At 73.4% G+C, this 15,630-nt stretch carries 19 protein-coding genes; all 19 read left to right on the forward strand.

Annotated features, from left to right (window positions below; genetic code table 11):
- Nucleotides 1–78: 78 nt before the first annotated feature.
- Nucleotides 79–909, forward strand: coding sequence for a sigma-70 family RNA polymerase sigma factor (locus tag BLU55_RS09240; protein ID WP_231917129.1), 831 nt, complete (start codon nt 79–81; stop codon nt 907–909).
- A 115-nt stretch (nt 910–1,024) separates the two neighbouring features.
- On the forward strand, nt 1,025–2,143 hold the full coding sequence (locus BLU55_RS20025; RefSeq protein WP_091728750.1) for a flagellin N-terminal helical domain-containing protein: 1,119 nt from the start codon (nt 1,025–1,027) through the stop codon (nt 2,141–2,143).
- An 83-nt stretch (nt 2,144–2,226) separates the two neighbouring features.
- Nucleotides 2,227–3,543, forward strand: a complete 1,317-nt coding sequence (fliD, locus tag BLU55_RS09250) for a flagellar filament capping protein FliD (protein WP_091728753.1) — start codon at nt 2,227–2,229, stop codon at nt 3,541–3,543.
- Nucleotides 3,544–3,564: 21 nt separating this feature from the next.
- Nucleotides 3,565–3,951, forward strand: a complete 387-nt coding sequence (fliS, locus tag BLU55_RS09255; RefSeq protein WP_091728757.1) for a flagellar export chaperone FliS — start codon at nt 3,565–3,567, stop codon at nt 3,949–3,951.
- Nucleotides 3,948–4,283 (forward strand): hypothetical protein, encoded by a 336-nt coding sequence (locus BLU55_RS09260; protein WP_091728761.1) that lies wholly within the window; start codon nt 3,948–3,950, stop codon nt 4,281–4,283. Before fliS ends, BLU55_RS09260 begins: the two co-directional genes overlap by 4 nt.
- Nucleotides 4,284–4,424: 141 nt before the next feature.
- Nucleotides 4,425–4,793 (forward strand): flagellar basal body rod protein FlgB, encoded by a 369-nt coding sequence (flgB, locus tag BLU55_RS09265; RefSeq protein WP_091728764.1) that lies wholly within the window; start codon nt 4,425–4,427, stop codon nt 4,791–4,793.
- Nucleotides 4,793–5,185, forward strand: coding sequence for a flagellar basal body rod protein FlgC (locus BLU55_RS09270; RefSeq protein WP_091728767.1), 393 nt, complete (start codon nt 4,793–4,795; stop codon nt 5,183–5,185). The genes flgB and BLU55_RS09270 overlap by 1 nt, the downstream gene beginning before the upstream one ends.
- Nucleotides 5,185–5,520: a flagellar hook-basal body complex protein FliE gene (gene fliE, locus BLU55_RS09275; RefSeq protein WP_091728770.1), complete on the forward strand. Its 336-nt coding sequence runs from the start codon at nt 5,185–5,187 to the stop codon at nt 5,518–5,520. Before BLU55_RS09270 ends, fliE begins: the two co-directional genes overlap by 1 nt.
- Nucleotides 5,520–7,130, forward strand: a complete 1,611-nt coding sequence (gene fliF / locus BLU55_RS09280; RefSeq protein ID WP_091728772.1) for a flagellar basal-body MS-ring/collar protein FliF — start codon at nt 5,520–5,522, stop codon at nt 7,128–7,130. Before fliE ends, fliF begins: the two co-directional genes overlap by 1 nt.
- Complete coding sequence (fliG, locus tag BLU55_RS09285; RefSeq protein WP_091728775.1) at nt 7,127–8,140, forward strand: flagellar motor switch protein FliG; 1,014 nt, start codon at nt 7,127–7,129, stop codon at nt 8,138–8,140. The genes fliF and fliG overlap by 4 nt, the downstream gene beginning before the upstream one ends.
- Nucleotides 8,124–8,810 (forward strand): FliH/SctL family protein, encoded by a 687-nt coding sequence (locus BLU55_RS09290; protein WP_091728777.1) that lies wholly within the window; start codon nt 8,124–8,126, stop codon nt 8,808–8,810. The genes fliG and BLU55_RS09290 overlap by 17 nt, the downstream gene beginning before the upstream one ends.
- Complete coding sequence (locus BLU55_RS09295; RefSeq protein WP_091728779.1) at nt 8,807–10,114, forward strand: FliI/YscN family ATPase; 1,308 nt, start codon at nt 8,807–8,809, stop codon at nt 10,112–10,114. Before BLU55_RS09290 ends, BLU55_RS09295 begins: the two co-directional genes overlap by 4 nt.
- The gene (locus tag BLU55_RS09300; protein ID WP_091728782.1) at nt 10,111–10,548 is read left to right on the forward strand and encodes a hypothetical protein; all 438 of its coding nucleotides are present in this window, start codon (nt 10,111–10,113) and stop codon (nt 10,546–10,548) included. Before BLU55_RS09295 ends, BLU55_RS09300 begins: the two co-directional genes overlap by 4 nt.
- Nucleotides 10,545–11,612, forward strand: coding sequence for a transglycosylase SLT domain-containing protein (locus BLU55_RS09305; RefSeq protein ID WP_091733688.1), 1,068 nt, complete (start codon nt 10,545–10,547; stop codon nt 11,610–11,612). The genes BLU55_RS09300 and BLU55_RS09305 overlap by 4 nt, the downstream gene beginning before the upstream one ends.
- Nucleotides 11,609–13,036 carry a flagellar hook-length control protein FliK gene (locus tag BLU55_RS20030; RefSeq protein WP_091728784.1) on the forward strand — a complete coding sequence of 476 codons (1,428 nt, stop codon included), beginning with the start codon at nt 11,609–11,611 and terminating at the stop codon, nt 13,034–13,036. Before BLU55_RS09305 ends, BLU55_RS20030 begins: the two co-directional genes overlap by 4 nt.
- Before the next feature lie 9 nt (nt 13,037–13,045).
- Nucleotides 13,046–13,528 carry a flagellar hook capping FlgD N-terminal domain-containing protein gene (locus BLU55_RS09315; RefSeq protein ID WP_197681146.1) on the forward strand — a complete coding sequence of 161 codons (483 nt, stop codon included), beginning with the start codon at nt 13,046–13,048 and terminating at the stop codon, nt 13,526–13,528.
- Between the two features lie 73 nt (nt 13,529–13,601).
- A complete protein-coding gene (locus BLU55_RS09320; protein WP_091728787.1) occupies nt 13,602–14,456 on the forward strand; it encodes a flagellar hook-basal body complex protein in 855 nt (284 codons plus the stop codon).
- Nucleotides 14,457–14,587: 131 nt separating this feature from the next.
- Nucleotides 14,588–14,866 (forward strand): flagellar FlbD family protein, encoded by a 279-nt coding sequence (locus BLU55_RS09325; RefSeq protein ID WP_091728790.1) that lies wholly within the window; start codon nt 14,588–14,590, stop codon nt 14,864–14,866.
- A complete protein-coding gene (locus BLU55_RS09330; protein WP_091728793.1) occupies nt 14,866–15,630 on the forward strand; it encodes a motility protein A in 765 nt (254 codons plus the stop codon). Before BLU55_RS09325 ends, BLU55_RS09330 begins: the two co-directional genes overlap by 1 nt.

Here is a 15,630-nt window from a genome sequence, read left to right on the forward strand (position 1 = left end):
TCCCAAAGGCCTGCTGCAAACGTCCCAAGCGTCCGATTCCGCCACCTTCGTCACCCCTGCCCGCTGAGGCTTCTCCTCGTGAGCACGCACCTGGGAACCACCGTCGACGACCTGGCCAGCCAGCACCTCCCGCTGGTCGCGCACCTCGTGCGCGAGGTGCGGGGCAAGGTGCCCAGCCACGTGGACGCCGCGGACCTGCACTCCGCCGGCCTGATGGCGCTGGTCCAGGCGGCCCGCAGCTTCGACGCCTCGCGCGGCGTGCCCTTCGGCGGCTACGCCACGGTCCGCGTCCGCGGCGCCATCCTCGACGAGCTCCGGAGCGTCGACTGGGCCTCGCGCTCGGTCCGCCGCCGGGCCCGCGACCTCGACGCCTCGCGCAGCGCCCTGGCGACCGCCCTGGGCCGCACCCCCTCGACCGAGGAGCTGGCCGCCTCGCTGGGCCTCACCAGCGAGGAGGTGGCCGCCAACGAGCACGACGTCGCCCGCGCACAGGTCATCTCGCTCCAGGGCTCGGAGGACCACGACCTCGCGGGCCTGCTGGTGAGCAGCATCCCCAGCCCCGAGCAGGCCCTGGAGGACCAGGAGCAGCTCCGCTACCTGCGAGCGGCCGTCGTCGAGCTGCCCGAGCGGCAGCGGCTCGTGGTCGAGCAGTACTTCCTGCACGAGCGGCCCATGGCCGAGATCGCCGAGCAGCTCGGCGTCAGCGAGTCGCGGGTCTCCCAGATCCGCGCCGAGGCGCTGGTGCTGCTGCGCGGCGCGCTCGCCCGGACCCTCGACGCCGCCCCGGCCGAGGCCGGCACCGGCTGCGCCGTGCGCCGCCGCGAGTCCTACTACGCCGCCGTCGCGAGCCGCGCCGACCTCCTGGTCTCCGCCGGCTCCGCGCAGGCGGCGTACGACGCCACGGCCTGACCGAAAAAGAAAACGGCCGTTCCCCTCAGATCCACCTCGGACCAACCGATGGTCCAGGTACGGCGCCCACGGACGGGCTCCAGCACGTGACTCACTTCCAGGAAGGAAATCCATCATGGGTCTTCGCATCAACCAGAACACCGACGCCTTCAACAGCTACCGCAACCTCTCGGTCACCCAGGGCCAGATGTCCAAGTCGCTGGAGAAGCTGTCGAGCGGCTTCCGGATCAACCGGGCCGCCGACGACGCCGCCGGCCTCGCGATCTCCGAGGGCCTGCGCTCGCAGGTCGGCGGGCTCAAGGTCGCGGTCCGCAACGCCCAGGACGGCATCTCCGTCGTCCAGACCGCTGAAGGTGCGCTGACCGAGGTCCACTCGATCCTGCAGCGCATGCGTGACCTGGCTGTCCAGTCCGCCAACGACACCAACAGCCCCGACGCCCGTCAGGCCATCACGACCGAGGCCAACCAGCTCCAGCAGGAGCTGGGTCGCATCGCCGGCTCGACGAACTTCAACGGCAAGAAGCTGCTCGACGGCTCCGCCAACACCCTCAGCTTCCAGGTGGGTGCGGGTGCCGCCGCCGGCGACAACGCGATCTCCTTCGACTTCGACACCGCCAACGTGGCCGGCGTGGCCTCCGCGCTCTCCACCGGTGGTGGCCAGAAGTTCGACGTCGTCACGCCCACCGCCGTCACCGGGGCCCAGGCCTTCACCGACGGCACCACCTCGGTCAGCGTCACGCTGGGCGCGGCGGGCACCTACAAGTCGACCGGCGACGTGGCCCAGGCCCTCAACTCGGACACCGGGTTCGCCCAGTCCTTCACGGCCACGGTCAACCAGGACCAGCAGCTGGTCGTCACGGCCAAGTCGGGCGCGACGGTCACCACGACCGCTCCGGGCACCGGCGTGGCCAACGGCACCGCCAACACCGGCGGCATCTCCTTCGCGACGGCCACCTCGTCGCGCTCGGCGATCACCGCCATCGACACGCAGATCCAGAGCATCTCCACGGCCCGCGCCAACCTCGGTGCCGTGCAGAACCGCTTCGAGCACACCATCAACAACCTCAACGTGGCCGTCGAGAACCTGTCGGCCTCCGAGAGCCGGATCCGCGACACCGACATGGCGCAGGAGATGATGAGCTTCACCCGCTCGCAGATCCTGTCCCAGGCCGGCACGGCGATGCTCGCCCAGGCCAACCAGGCCCCCCAGGGCGTCCTGCAGCTGCTGCGCTGATCCCCACCACGGTGACGAGGGGGCGGGCCGCTGCCCGGACCGCCCCCTCGTCACCTGCCCCGTGAGCACGAGAGGAGGCCGAGATGGCCAACGCATCCATCGGCGGTCTCGCCAGCGGTCTCGACACGGCCACGATCATCGACCAGTTCATGTCGATCGAGGCGGTCCCCCAGACCAAGCTGAAGACCTCCCTCTCGACCCAGCAGCGGGACCTCAAGACCCTCCAGGACCTCAACGCCCGGATCGCCTCGCTGGCGACCACGGCCAAGGCCCTGACCACGGACAAGGCCTGGCAGCCGCTGACGGCGACCAGCTCCAGCACCGCCCTGGTCGCCACCGCCGCGACCGGCAGCGCGTCGGGGAGCTACGAGGTCACCGTCAACCGGCTGGCCTCCACCCACCGGCTCACCTTCGGCACCAGCGTCGCGTCCACCGCGTCGGTCGTCACCGGCCCGGTGACGCTGACCCGCGGGGGCGAGAGCCAGACCATCACGCCGGACGACGACACGCTGGCCGGCCTGGTCTCCGCGCTCAACCGAGGGGGCACCGGCGTCCGGGCCACGACGGTCAAGCTCGACGACGGCACCCAGCGGCTGATGGTCACCTCCGTCGAGCCGGGAGCCGGGGCGTCGTTCACGCTCTCCGGGGTCGACGGCCTCGGGACGGCCTCCGTCCGCGCCGGCGCCGACGCCGAGATCCAGATCGGCCAGGACACCGTCCACTCCAAGACCAACACCTTCTCCGGCGTGGTCCCGGGCCTGACCCTGACCGCCACCGCCGCGGCCGTGGGCCAGACGGTCCAGGTCGAGGTGGCCACCGACACCTCGTCGATGCAGAACAAGGTCAAGGCGCTGGTCGACCAGGTCAACGCAGCGCTGTCCACCATCGACAGCCTCACCAACTACGACGCGGGCACCAAGACGTCCGGGCCGCTCGCGGGCGACTCGGCCGTCCGGAGCCTGCGCAACGCCCTGCTCGACAGCATCTACCCGGCCGACGGGTCGTCGCTGGCCTCGATCGGCCTGCAGACGGACCGGTCGGGCAAGCTGGTGCTCGACTCCGACGCCTTCGGCAAGGCGTACGCCGCGGACCCCGCCAAGATCACCGCGGCCTTCACCGCGGGCACCACCGCCTCCCCCGCCGACGGGTTCGCCGAGCGCCTCCGCAAGGCGGCCGCCGGCGCCAGCGACAGCTACACCGGCACCCTCACCTCGGCCATCACGGGCCGTGGCACCGCCATCACCCGGACCCAGGGCGACATCTCCGCCTGGGACACCCGGCTGGAGATGCGGCGCACCACCCTCACCCGTCAGTTCACCGCCATGGAGACGGCGCTGAACCAGATGAACAGCCAGTCCCAGTGGCTCGCTGGCCAGATCAGCTCACTCGCGCAGTCCTAGGGAAGCCAAGGAGGGCACCCCATGACGACATCCACCCTCGCTCGAGCCGCCTACGTGCAGGCCTCGATCGCCACCGCCGACCCGCAGCGCCTCCTCGTGATGCTCTGCGACCGGATGGTCCTCGACGTGCAGCGCGCGCTCGCGTGCCAGCAGGCCGGTGAGCACCTCGCTGCGGGCGAGCAGCTGATCCACGCCCAGGACATCGCGTTGGAGCTGCGCAGCAGCCTCGACCCATCGGGCTTCGAGGGCGGCGTGCAGCTGGCCGCGATCTACGAGCACCTGTTCGCCGAGCTCGTCCGCGCCAACGTGAGGCGCGACCCCGAGATCACGCAGCACTGCGCCAGCCTCGCGACCCAGATCGCCGACACCTGGCGGCAGGCCGCCCTCGCCCTGGCCCTGCCGGCATGAGCGCCGGGTCACCCCTGGACGACCGGGTCCCGGGCGCGTCCCGGCTGGCCTGGGAGACCGAGCTGGACCGCCTCGAGCTCGACCTGCACCGCGCCGAGCGGCTGCTGGCGGCCTCGCGCAGCCTCGAGGCCCCGCCCGAGTGGATCGCCCCCGCGGACCGCGGCCCGATGCCGGCGTACCTGCTCCCCCGCGCCCGCGAGCTCCACGCCCGGCAGCAGGAGCTGATGCAGCGCCTCGCGGTCTCGCTCGAGGCCACGATGCGTCGCCAGGAGGCCTCCGAGCGCGCGTCGAGCTCGCTGTCGCCGTCGGTGTACGTCGACCTCGTCGGCTGACCCGAGCCCGCTCCCCCGTCCCGGACGAAAGTTCGTGACGAAACCTCTCAGGTCGGGCATCTGGGTGCCGAAGCACAGGGCGAGCACGGACCGCTCACCCCCGCCGAAGGACCGGCACCCTCCTTGCACTGGGAGTCCCCTGTGTCCTTCGCCGTGTCCGACAACGTCAACCGGGTGCTCGGCCTCGCCCTGGACGGCGTGTCGCTGCGTCAGAGCGTCATCGCCGACAACATCGCGAACGTCGACACCCCGGACTTCCGTGCGTCGAGCGTCGACTTCGAGTCGTCGCTGCGGGGTGCGCTGGAGAGCGGGGACGTCGACCGCGGCCGCCTGAGCGGCATCGAGGCGGTGAGCACCGCGACCGACACCCCGGTGGGCCCCAACGGCAACAACGTCGACCTGCGCAAGGAGACCCTCGCCGCGGTCCAGACGCAGTACCAGTACCAGCTGCTGAGCCGGGCGGTCTCGGACCGCCACGCGCTCCTGCGCTCCGCCCTCGGGAGCATGTGATGGGCGCCTTCGACACCCTGCGCATCGCGGGATCGGCGCTGGGGATGCACCAGACGTGGCTCGACACGCTGGCGCACAACATCGCCAACATCAACACCGTCCGCCCGACCAGCGAGGCCGCCTTCCGACCCCAGTACGTCGTGGCCAGCGCCCAGGCCGGCGGCGGCGTCGGCGTCGCCCGGATCGTCGAGGGCTCCGCGGAGGGCCGCCTCGAGCAGGCCCCCGACAACCCGATGGCCGACGCGCAGGGCTTCGTCCGCGCTCCCGACACCGACCTGGCCTCCCAGATGTCGCAGCTGGTCATGGCCCAGCGCGGCTTCCAGGCCTCGGTCCAGGTGACCAAGCAAGCACAGGAGGAGTACGCCGCGGCGCTCCAGATCGGTCGTGGCTGATGAGCGTCTCCGGCATCGAGGGCATCGGCGGCTTCGCGCCCCTCGCCACCCCGCGGCTCGACCCCGCCTCCGACCTCACCTCCCCCCGCGGCCCCGACGGCGCCAGCGGTGCCGGCGGCGGCTTCGGCGACCTCGTCGTCAAGGGCGTCGAGCGGCTCCAGCAGACCCAGGCCACGAGCGACCAGCTCGCGGTCAAGGCCGCCACGGGTGACCTGCAGGCCATCCACCAGTACACGATCGCCGCCTCCGAGGCCCAGGTCACCACCCAGCTGACCGTCGCGATGCGCAACAAGGCGCTCGAGGCGTTCACCGAGATCATGAGGATGCCGGTCTGATGAAGGACCAGGTGATGAGCCGCCTGAGCGGCTGGGGACGCAGCTTCGGCGGGTACACCGCCGGGCAGAAGGCGGTCGCCCTCGTCGGCACCGCCGCCCTGCTGATGGCCGGGTTCATGATGTTCCAGTGGGCCTCGCGCCCCGACTACGCCCCGCTGTTCAGCAACCTCTCCGCGGCCGACGCCTCGGCCGTGGTCGAGGAGCTCGACACCCAGGGCATCGCCTACGAGCTGACCAACGGCGGCGCCACCGTGATGGTGCCCCGCAACGACGTCTACAAGACGCGCATCCAGCTCAGCGGCCAGGGCATCCCCTCGGGCAGCGACGGCGGCTACTCGCTGCTGGACTCCCAGGACATCTCGACCTCCGAGTTCAAGGAGCAGACCGACTTCAAACGGGCCATGGAGGGCGAGCTCGCCAAGACCATCGGCGCGATGGACGGCGTGCAGAGCGCCGTCGTGCACCTCGCGCTGCCGCCCAAGGAGGTCTTCGCCGACGAGCAGGCCCCGCCGACCGCCTCGATCCTGGTCTCGACCAGCCCGGGCCAGACCCTCGACCCCCAGCAGGTCCAGTCGGTCGTGCACCTCGTGGCCGCCAGCATCGACGGGATGAGCCCCGACAAGGTCACCGTGGCCGACTCCTCGGGCCGGCTGCTCTCCGACGGCTCGGGCCAGGGCGGTGGCATCTCCAGCAACCGCGCCCAGACCGTCAACGACTTCCAGGACCAGGTCAGCGGCAAGATCCAGGCGATGCTCGACCGCGTCGTCGGCCCGGGCAACTCCGCCGTCCAGGTGACCGCCGACCTCGACTTCGACAAGGCCCAGATCAACTCGCGCACCTACCGCGCGGCCGACCCGAACAAGATCCTGGCCCTCTCGGAGAACGTCGACAAGGAGAAGTACGTCGGCGCCGACGGCGCGGCCGTGCCCAACGGCGTCGTGGGCCCCGACGGCCAGATGGACACGACCACCGGCACCACGGGCGCCGACGGGTCGACGTACGACAAGTCCTCGGTCACCCGCGACAACGCCGTCGACACCACGGTCGAGCGCCGCGACACCGCCCCCGGCTCGCTGAAGTCGATCCACATCGGCGTCGCCCTGGACCGCACCGCGGCCGCCAACAACGACCCCAACGAGATCCAGTCGATGATCGAGTCGGCGGTCGGCATCACCCCCAAGCGTGGCGACAGCGTGCGCGTCTCGGTGCTGCCCTTCGACCGCACCGCCGAGCAGGCGGCGGCCAAGGACCTCGCGGCCCAGACCAAGGCCGAGGCGGCCAGCTCGCGCAACGCCCTGATCCGCAACGGCGGCGTCGCGCTGCTGCTCCTGCTCGCCGGCCTGCTGGCCTGGCTCCGGGCCCGTCGCCGCCGCAAGCAGCGCCAGGACGCGACCGAGTACGTCGTGGAGCAGCTGCGCACCGACGCCCTCCAGCGCGAGCAGGAGCGCGAGCTCACCGCTCCCAACAACCGGGTGCTCAGCCTGGGCGCGCCGCCCTCGGGCTCGGCCAACCGCGAGGACGACATGCGCGAGGAGCTCGTCGAACTCATCGAGCGCCAGCCCGAGGACGTCGCCGCGCTGCTGCGGGGCTGGCTGGTGGAGAGCCGATGACCGTCTCCACCCTGGCCACGACCGGCACCCGCAAGGCGGCCATCGTGCTGCTGCAGCTGGGCCGCGAGGCCGCGGCCGCCGTGCTGAGCCGGCTCGAGGAGTCCGAGATCGAGGCCATCTCCGCCGAGATCGCCCGGCTGCAGAACGTCTCCGCCGAGGAGGGCGCCGCGGTGCTGGGCGAGTTCCACGGCCTGGCCACCGGCCAGGGCGTGCAGCAGGGCGGCATCGGCTTCGCCTCCCAGCTGCTCGCCGAGTCCGTCGGCGACGAGCGCGCCGCCCAGATCGTGGGGCGGATCAACGCCGCCAGCGTGCAGGCACCCTTCCGGGCTCTGCAGCACGTGGAGCCCGCGCAGCTGCGCAGCTTCATCATCGACGAGCACCCGCAGGTCGTCGCCCTCGTGCTCGCCCACCTGCCGGCCGAGCGGTCCTCCGCCGTGCTGGCGGGGATGCCGCCCGCCGCCCAGGCCGAGGTCGCCCACCGGATCGCCGTGATGGACCGCACCTCCCCCGAGGTCGTGCGCACCGTCGAGCGCACCCTCGAGCGCCGCCTCTCGGCGATGCTCCAGCCCGTCGAGACCTCCCGCGTCGGCGGCGTCGCCCCCCTCGTCGACATCATCAACCGCTCGGACCGCTCCACCGAGCGCCAGATCGTGGAGGGACTCGCCTCCCTCGACCCGGCGCTGGCCGACGAGGTCCGCAGCCGGATGTTCATGTTCGAGGACATCGTCCACATCGAGGACCGCGGCCTGCAGCTGGTGCTGCGCCAGGTCGACCCCGCCCAGCTGGCGCTGGCCCTCAAGGGCGTCACCCCCGAGGTGCGCGACAAGATCGCCTCCAACCTCTCCGAGCGGGCCGCCAGCGACCTGCTCGAGGAGGTCGAGATCCTCGGTGCCGTGCGCCTGGCCCAGGTCGAGGAGGCCCAGCAGGGCGTCCTGCACGTCATCCGCGAGCTCGAGGAGCAGGGCCAGGTCACGGTCCGACGGGGAGGCGACGATGACTTCGTCGTCTGAGCCCCGCGTGCTGCGCCTCGCCGACCACGTCGAGACCACGCCGCTGGTCGTCACCGACCTGCGCAGCGGCCACTGGACCCGGCTCGGCAGCGGGGGCGTCCTGGGCGACCGCGTCACCGAGGAGGCCATGTCGGACCTCGCGGAGAAGGCCCGCACCGCCGGGCACGCCGAGGGGTACGCCGTGGGCTGGTCGCTCGGCAGCCGCCGCGCCGACCAGGAGGCCCGCGCCCGCCGCGAGGCCGAGGAGCGCCAGCACGCCGAGGACCGCGACCGCCGGGAGCAGGAGCACGCCCGCGCGCTGGCCGACCTGGTCCGCGCCGCCCACGCCCTGGACGCCGCGATCGCCGACGCCGTCGCCCGGGTGGAGCAGCAGGCGGCCGCCCTGGCCCTCGAGCTCACCCGCGAGCTGGTCGGCGAGGCCGCTGCCACCGCCGGCGTCGGCGCCGTCGCGGCCCGCGTCCGCTCCGCGCTGCCGGTGCCGCCGCCCGGGGCCGTGCTGCACGCCCACCCCGACGTCGCGCACCACCCCGACGCCGACTGGCCCGCCGGCGTCACGGTGCGGGCCGACGCGAACCTGGGTCGCGCCGACGTGCTCGTCGACCTCGACGAGGGCGTCCTCGACCTGCGCGTCGACCACGCCCTGCAGCGCCTCGGCGAGGTGCTCGCGTGAGCGCCCTGCTGGCCCCCGACCTCGTCGCGCGGGCCCACGAGGCCGTGCGCCCGGCGGTGCGCGGCACCGTCGGCGAGCTGCTCGGCCTCCAGGTCACCGTGACGGGGCTGCGGGCAGCGGTGGGTGACCTGCTCGAGATCGAGCACCAGCCGCCCGTGCTCGCCGAGGTCGTGGCGAGCAACCGCCGCGGCCTGGTGTGCCTGCCCCTCGGCTCGCTGCCCGGGGTCTCCCCCGGCGCGCTCGTGCGGCCCTGCGGCGGCCCGCTGACGATCGGGGTCGGCGACGCGCTGCGCGGCCGGGTCCTGGACGGCCTGGGCCGTCCCGTCGACGGCGGGCCGAGCCTGGCCGCGCTGCCCCGCGTCAGCGTCGAGCACCCCGCCCCCGCCGCCCTCTCGCGGCCCCGGATCTCGCGCCAGGTGGGCCTCGGCGTCCGGGCGCTGGACTCGCTGGTCCCCTGCGGGCGCGGCCAGCGCATCGGCATCATGGCCGGCTCCGGCGTCGGCAAGTCGAGCCTGCTCTCGATGGTCGCCCGTGGCACGGACGCCGAGATCTCCGTGATCGCCCTGGTGGGCGAGCGCGGTCGCGAGGTCCGCGAGTTCATCGAGAACGACCTCGGCCCCGAGGGCCTGGCCCGCTCCGTGGTGGTCGTGGCCACCTCCGACGCGCCCCCGGTCGAGCGGGTCCGCTCGGCCTTCGTCGCCACCCGCATCGCCGAGTGGTTCCGCGACGACGGCCGCGACGTCGTGCTCATGATGGACTCGCTGACCCGGGTGGCGATGGCGCAGCGCGAGATCGGCCTCTCGGCCGGCGAGCCCCCGGCGACCCGCGGCTACCCGCCGAGCTCCTTCACGCTGCTCCCCCGCCTGCTCGAGCGCGCCGGCACCAGCAGCACGGGCAGCATCACCGGCCTCTACACCGTGCTCGTCGAGGGCGACGACCTCCAGGACCCGGTCGGCGACACCGCCCGCTCGATCCTCGACGGCCACGTCGTGCTCTCCCGCCGCCTGGCCACCGCCGGCCACTTCCCCGCGATCGACGTGCTCGAGTCGATCTCCCGCGTCACCAACGCGGTCACCGACCCCACCCAGCAGCGCGACGCCCGGCTCGTGCGCCGGCTGCTCGCCGCCCACCGCGACGTCAAGGAGCTGGTCGAGATCGGTGCCTACGTGCCCGGCACCGACGGCGACGCCGACGTCGCCCTGGCCCTGATGCCCCAGATCGAGGAGTTCCTGCAGCAGCCCATGGACGACCACGACGACCTCTCCGACACCTGGCACCGCCTCAGCCGGCTGGTGACCCCGTGAGCGCCCGTCGCGACCCCCTCGCCGTCGTGGCGCGGGTCCGCCGGGTCCGCGAGCAGGACAGCCTGCTCGGCTACCACCAGGCCGCGCGCGAGCAGCGCCAGGCCGAGGACGCCCTCGCGGTGGCCCGGGCGCAGGTGCTCGCCGCGCCGCGTCCCGGCACCGCCGACGCCGCCCAGTTCGTGGCGCAGCGCGAGCTCGCGCTCGGCCTGAGCGCCGTGGTCACGCTGCGCGAGCAGGAGGCCGACGCCGCCCGCGGTCTCGCGGCCTCCGCGATGTCGCACTGGCAGCTGGACCGCAGCCGGCTGCGCTCGATCGAGATGCTGCAGGAGCGCCGCCGCCTGGCGCGGCTCGAGGAGCGTCGCGTCCTCGAGGCCGCCGCCCAGGACGAGGCCGCCACGCAGCTGTGGCGGCGCACCCGCGGGCAGGCGTCGTGACCGTCACCGGCGTCACCGGACGCATCGCCGAGCTCCAGGCCGCGCTGGCCAAGCTGGCCGCCCCCGGGGCGGCACCGACCTCCGGCACCGACTTCGCCCAGAGCCTGTCGTCGGCCGTCGCCGCCGCGACCGCCACCGACGGCACCGACCCGCTGACCGCCGGCGCGACGGTCGGCGCGGCCGGCGTCACCCCCAGCACGTCCGTCGCCGTCCCCGGCGTCCCCGTCACGGGCAGCAAGGGCTCGGGCGTCACGGGCGCCGACGTGGTCACCGAGGCGTCGAAGTACATCGGGCTGCCCTACGTCTGGGGCGGCACCAGCCCCACCAAGGGCATGGACTGCTCCGGCCTGGTCCAGGTCGTCTACAAGAACCTCGGCTTCGACCTGCCCCGGGTCTCCTACCAGCAGGCCGCCGCCGGGCGTCCCGTCGCGAGCATGGCCCAGGCCAAGCCGGGCGACCTCATCGCCTGGGACAACAGCAGCCGCAACAACGGCGTCGACCACATCGCCATCTACATCGGCGGCGGCAAGATGATCGAGGCGCCTCGCACGGGCCTCGACATCCGCCTGGTCGACGTCCCCAGCAAGCCCGACGTCATCCGCCGGATCCTGCCCGAGGCGGGTGCGGCCTCGGCCGGCCGCGCCTCCACCGTCTCCGCCACCACCGGCGCCGGGGGCGCCGCGCAGGGGCCGTACGCCGACCTGTTCAACCGGGTCGGCACCAAGTACGGCGTCAGCCCCGCGCTGCTGTCGGCCGTCGCCAAGGCCGAGTCCAACTACGACCCCCGCGCGGTCAGCCCCGCCGGCGCGCAGGGCCTGATGCAGCTGATGCCCGGCACCGCCCGCGGCCTCGGGGTGGCCAACTCCTTCGACCCGGCCCAGGCCGTCGACGGTGCGGCCCGGATGCTGCGCGACCTCATCCACCGCTTCGGGCGGACCGACCTCGCGCTGGCGGGCTACAACGCCGGTCCGGGCGCGGTCATGAAGTACCACGGCATCCCGCCCTACCAGGAGACCCAGAACTACGTGCGCAAGATCATGACCTCCCTCGGGAGGGCCGCATGAGCCTGACCTCGTCGGCGCCCCTCGGCGCCGCCACCGTCCCCGGGACGGCCGGGACCGCCGCGGGCGCGGCCGGCGGCACCGGAGTGCCCGACGCCGAGGCCGGTCTCTTCGCGCTGCTCATGGCCGCCATCACCGGCTCCGCCGGGGCGACCACCGCTGCGACCACGGCACCGGTGCCGGCCGGCGCCACCCCGACGGGCGCCCCCGCCGCCGCCACGACCACCGCCACGACCACCGGCACCGGGATCGCGGACGTCACCGAGGGTGCCGCCGACGGGGACGCCGACGACGCGTCGACGACGGGCGACACCGTCGTCACGACCCCGGTGGGCCTCAGCGAGCTGGTGTTCTCGGTGCTGCACCTCGTGCCCGGACTCGCCGCCAGCCTGCCCGCCACCTCGGCCGCCGCGCCGACCGCCGACCCCGGCGTCGCCGCGGTGGACGCCGCCGCTGCGTCCGGCCCTGCGTCGGGCGCCGCGTCCGGCGCCGCCGCCGACCCCGGCACCGCACCCGCGGCAGCGGACGCCCTCGCGGCCGTCCCGGCCGCCCCCGCCGACGCCGCAGCGGCTACGACGGCGACGACCGACCCCACCGCGGCGGCGCCGACCCCCGACCCCGGCACGTCCGTCACCACCGACCTCCCGGCCGCACCTGACACCCCGGTCCCCTCCGGCGGGACCGACCAGCCGGGTCCGGACAGCGGGCAGACCGGTCCGGACGGCAGGTCCGGCCAGGGCAGCCCGGACGGACAGGCCAGCCAGGCCGGCCCGGCCGGCCAGGGCCAGGCCACGCCGGGCCAGGCGGCAGTCCCTGCTCCCGCAGGCGTGACCGTCCCGACCGCGCTGCTCGGCGCGGCCGGCGCCGCGGGCGCGGGCTCGCCCCTCGCGAGCGTGCTGCCCACCGCCCCCGCGGGCCACGCACCGGCGCGGGTGAGCCCCGCCGAGGTCGGCTCCCACCTGACGTCGCTGGTCCGCCGCGGCGACGGCGTGCACCGCCTCACCCTCGACCTCGCCCCCGCCGCGCTCGGCGACGTCCGCGTCGTGCTGACCGTCCGCCAGGGCGAGGTGCACGTGCGCCTCGCCGCCGGCGACGAGGCACGCGCGGCGCTGGCCCGCTCCGGCGGCGAGCTGACCCGCGCCCTCGAGCAGGTCGGGATCCGGGACGCCCGGATCGTCCTGACCGACCTCTCCTCCCCGACCGGCGGCGACCTGCCAGGCCGCTCCCACGACCCGTCCGCTCCCCAGCAGCAGCTCCTTGGAGGCCACGACCCGCAGCAACGACACAGCGCCCGTCATCCACGGACGGATGAGCACGGCGCGGCCACGGAGGGCACCCCGACCACCACTGCCGGCTCCACCTGGAGCTCCCGGCATCCCTCGGTCGTGCCTGACTCCCCACCGGGAGCGGTCGACCTCCGCATGTGAGGAGGACACGTGTCCATCGCAGCCACCGAGCCCGTGACCCACACGGGCATGCTCGGCACCGTTCCCGGGGCCGACACGAGCGCCAAGACCAAGCTGGGCAACTCGCAGGACAAGGACATGTTCCTGCAGCTGCTGGTCGCCCAGATGAAGTACCAGGACCCCACCAACCCCACCGACTCGGCACAGTTCCTCGCCCAGTCGGCGCAGTTCACCGCGCTGGAGAAGATGCAGGCGGTGGCCGACCAGACGGCGCAGCTGGTCTCGGCCCAGCTGTCCTTCGGGGCGAGCGGCCTGGTGGGTCGCACCGTGACCTGGACCGACACCGAGGGGACCTCGCAGACCGGTCTCGTCAACGGGGTCAGCTTCGGGGCTGACGGACCCAGCCTGGACGTCGGCGGCACGACCGTCGCGCTCGGCCAGGTCCAGCGCGTCGACGACGGCACCCGCACGGCCACGCCGTCCGTCCCGACGGTTCCCTCCACGAGCGTCTAGGCGCTCCCACCCCCGCTGCTCCGCACCGAGGACCGACCGGTCCTCGGCCACTGCTCTCCTCGAAGGACACACCATGCTTCGTTCCCTCTTCGCCGGCATCAGCGGCCTGCGCGTCAACCAGGTCATGCTCGACGTCACCGGCAACAACATCGCCAACGCCAACACCATCGGCTACAAGGGCAGCTCCACGGTCTTCCAGGACACCCTGAGCCAGATGCTGACGGCCGCGTCCGGCCAGAGCCCCGCCCGGGGCGGCACCAACCCGGTGCAGGTCGGGCTGGGCGTCCAGGTCGCCGCGACCAGCAGCAACCTCAACCAGGGGTCGACCCAGACCACGGGCCGGTCCACCGACCTGCTGATCCAGGGCGACGGCATGTTCGTCACCCGGCGCAGCGGCGAGCAGCTCTACACCCGGGCCGGCTCGTTCACCTTCGACAACTCCGGCACCCTCGTGACCCCCACGGGTGCGCGGGTCCAGGGCTACAAGCTCGACGCCGCGGGCCAGCGCACGGGCGGCCTGAGCGACATCACGCTGTCGACGGCCGGCGCCACTCCCGCCGTGCCCGCCGGCGTCGAGCTCACGTCGTACTCCATCGGTCCCGACGGCAAGCTGCGCGGCCTGTTCACCGACCAGGTGCAGCGCGACATGGCGCAGGTGGCGGTCGCGGACTTCAACAACCCGATGGGCCTCGAGCGGGTCGGCGAGACGTCGTTCCGCGAGTCGGCCAACTCGGGCGCGGCCCAGCTCGGCGTGCCCAGCGAGGGCGGCAACGGCGTCCTGGTCGCGGGTGCGGTCGAGATGTCCAACGTCGACCTCGCCGCCGAGTTCACCAACCTGATCCTCGCCCAGCGCGGGTTCCAGGCCAGCTCGCGCGTCATCACCACCTCGGACCAGGTGCTCGAGGAGCTCGTCAACATCAAGCGCTGACGTCGTCGCGGGGGCCGGGAGCGATCCCGGCCCCCGTGCACGCCGGAACCGCTCAGGTCCGCCCGCAGGCGGCCGATGACCCAGGTATCCGGGCCACGGACGGCCAGGAACCGCACTAGGAAGGTGCAACCGTGATCTCCCTGACCCGTATCTCGGGCTCCCCGCTGGTCTTGAACTGCGACCTCATCGAGCGCGTCGACCAGACCCCCGACACCGTCGTCACGCTCGTGGACGGCAAGAAGTACGTCGTCCTGGAGAGCCCCCGCGACATCACCGCGCTGGCCATCCACTTCCGCAGCCAGGTGCTCGCGCTCAGCCACCGGATGTCCTCGGCCGAGCTGCCCGAGCTGCCGGCGCAGCCGGACCGGTCGCGACTGTCCAGCGTCACCCCGATCTCCCAGGAGCACTGATGGACGCGGCACCCGCGATCGGCATCGGCGCCGGTTTCGCCGTCGTCGTCACCGCCAACGTCCTCGAGGGCGGCAACCCCATGAGCCTGCTGCTCATGCCGCCCCTGCTCCTCGTCTTCGGCACCACCATCCTGGTCACCATCGCCGGCGGGACGATGAAGGACGCCAAGACCGCCGGCCTCTCCCTCAAGCGCGCCTTCACCAGCGACGCCGCCGATCCGGAGGAGCTGCTGCCCCAGGTCGTCACGCTCGCCGAGAAGGCCCGCAAGGAGGGCCTGCTCGCCCTCGAGCAGGCCGCCCGCGACGTCGACGACGACTTCCTGCGGCGCGGCATCACCATGGCCGTCGACGGCACCGACCCCGAGGAGTTGCGCGAGATCCTGGAGTCGGAGGTCTACACCAAGCGGGCCAACGACAAGCAGGCCGCGAAGTTCTTCGCCGACGCGGGTGCCTACGCCCCCACCATCGGCATCATCGGCACCGTCATGGGCCTCGTGCACGTGCTGGAGAACCTGTCGGCGCCCGAGGAGCTCGGCCACCTGATCGCCGCGGCGTTCGTGGCCACGCTGTGGGGCGTCACCTCGGCGAACGTCATCTTCCTGCCCCTGGGCAACCGCCTCAAGCGGCTCAGCGAGCTGGAGGTGGCCCACATGGAGGTCGCCATCGAGGGCATCGCCGCCATCCAGGCCGGCGCCAACGCCCGCGTCGTGACGCAGCGGCTGCGCTCCCTGATCGGCTCGCCCGGCACGGCCGAGGCGGCGTGA

It is taken from the genome of Nocardioides scoriae, from assembly GCF_900104965.1.
GTDB classification, from domain to species: domain Bacteria; phylum Actinomycetota; class Actinomycetes; order Propionibacteriales; family Nocardioidaceae; genus Marmoricola; species Marmoricola scoriae.

Coding starts and splice junctions, on each gene's coding strand:
- BLU55_RS20025 (WP_091728750.1), top strand. CDS start 1,025: ATGGGTCTTCGCATCAACCAGAACACCGACGCCTTCAACAGCTACCGC.
- fliD (WP_091728753.1), top strand. CDS start 2,227: ATGGCCAACGCATCCATCGGCGGTCTCGCCAGCGGTCTCGACACGGCC.
- fliS (WP_091728757.1), top strand. CDS start 3,565: ATGACGACATCCACCCTCGCTCGAGCCGCCTACGTGCAGGCCTCGATC.
- BLU55_RS09260 (WP_091728761.1), top strand. CDS start 3,948: ATGAGCGCCGGGTCACCCCTGGACGACCGGGTCCCGGGCGCGTCCCGG.
- BLU55_RS09270 (WP_091728767.1), top strand. CDS start 4,793: ATGGGCGCCTTCGACACCCTGCGCATCGCGGGATCGGCGCTGGGGATG.
- fliE (WP_091728770.1), top strand. CDS start 5,185: ATGAGCGTCTCCGGCATCGAGGGCATCGGCGGCTTCGCGCCCCTCGCC.
- fliF (WP_091728772.1), top strand. CDS start 5,520: ATGAAGGACCAGGTGATGAGCCGCCTGAGCGGCTGGGGACGCAGCTTC.
- fliG (WP_091728775.1), top strand. CDS start 7,127: ATGACCGTCTCCACCCTGGCCACGACCGGCACCCGCAAGGCGGCCATC.
- BLU55_RS09290 (WP_091728777.1), top strand. CDS start 8,124: ATGACTTCGTCGTCTGAGCCCCGCGTGCTGCGCCTCGCCGACCACGTC.
- BLU55_RS20030 (WP_091728784.1), top strand. CDS start 11,609: ATGAGCCTGACCTCGTCGGCGCCCCTCGGCGCCGCCACCGTCCCCGGG.
- BLU55_RS09320 (WP_091728787.1), top strand. CDS start 13,602: ATGCTTCGTTCCCTCTTCGCCGGCATCAGCGGCCTGCGCGTCAACCAG.
- BLU55_RS09330 (WP_091728793.1), top strand. CDS start 14,866: ATGGACGCGGCACCCGCGATCGGCATCGGCGCCGGTTTCGCCGTCGTC.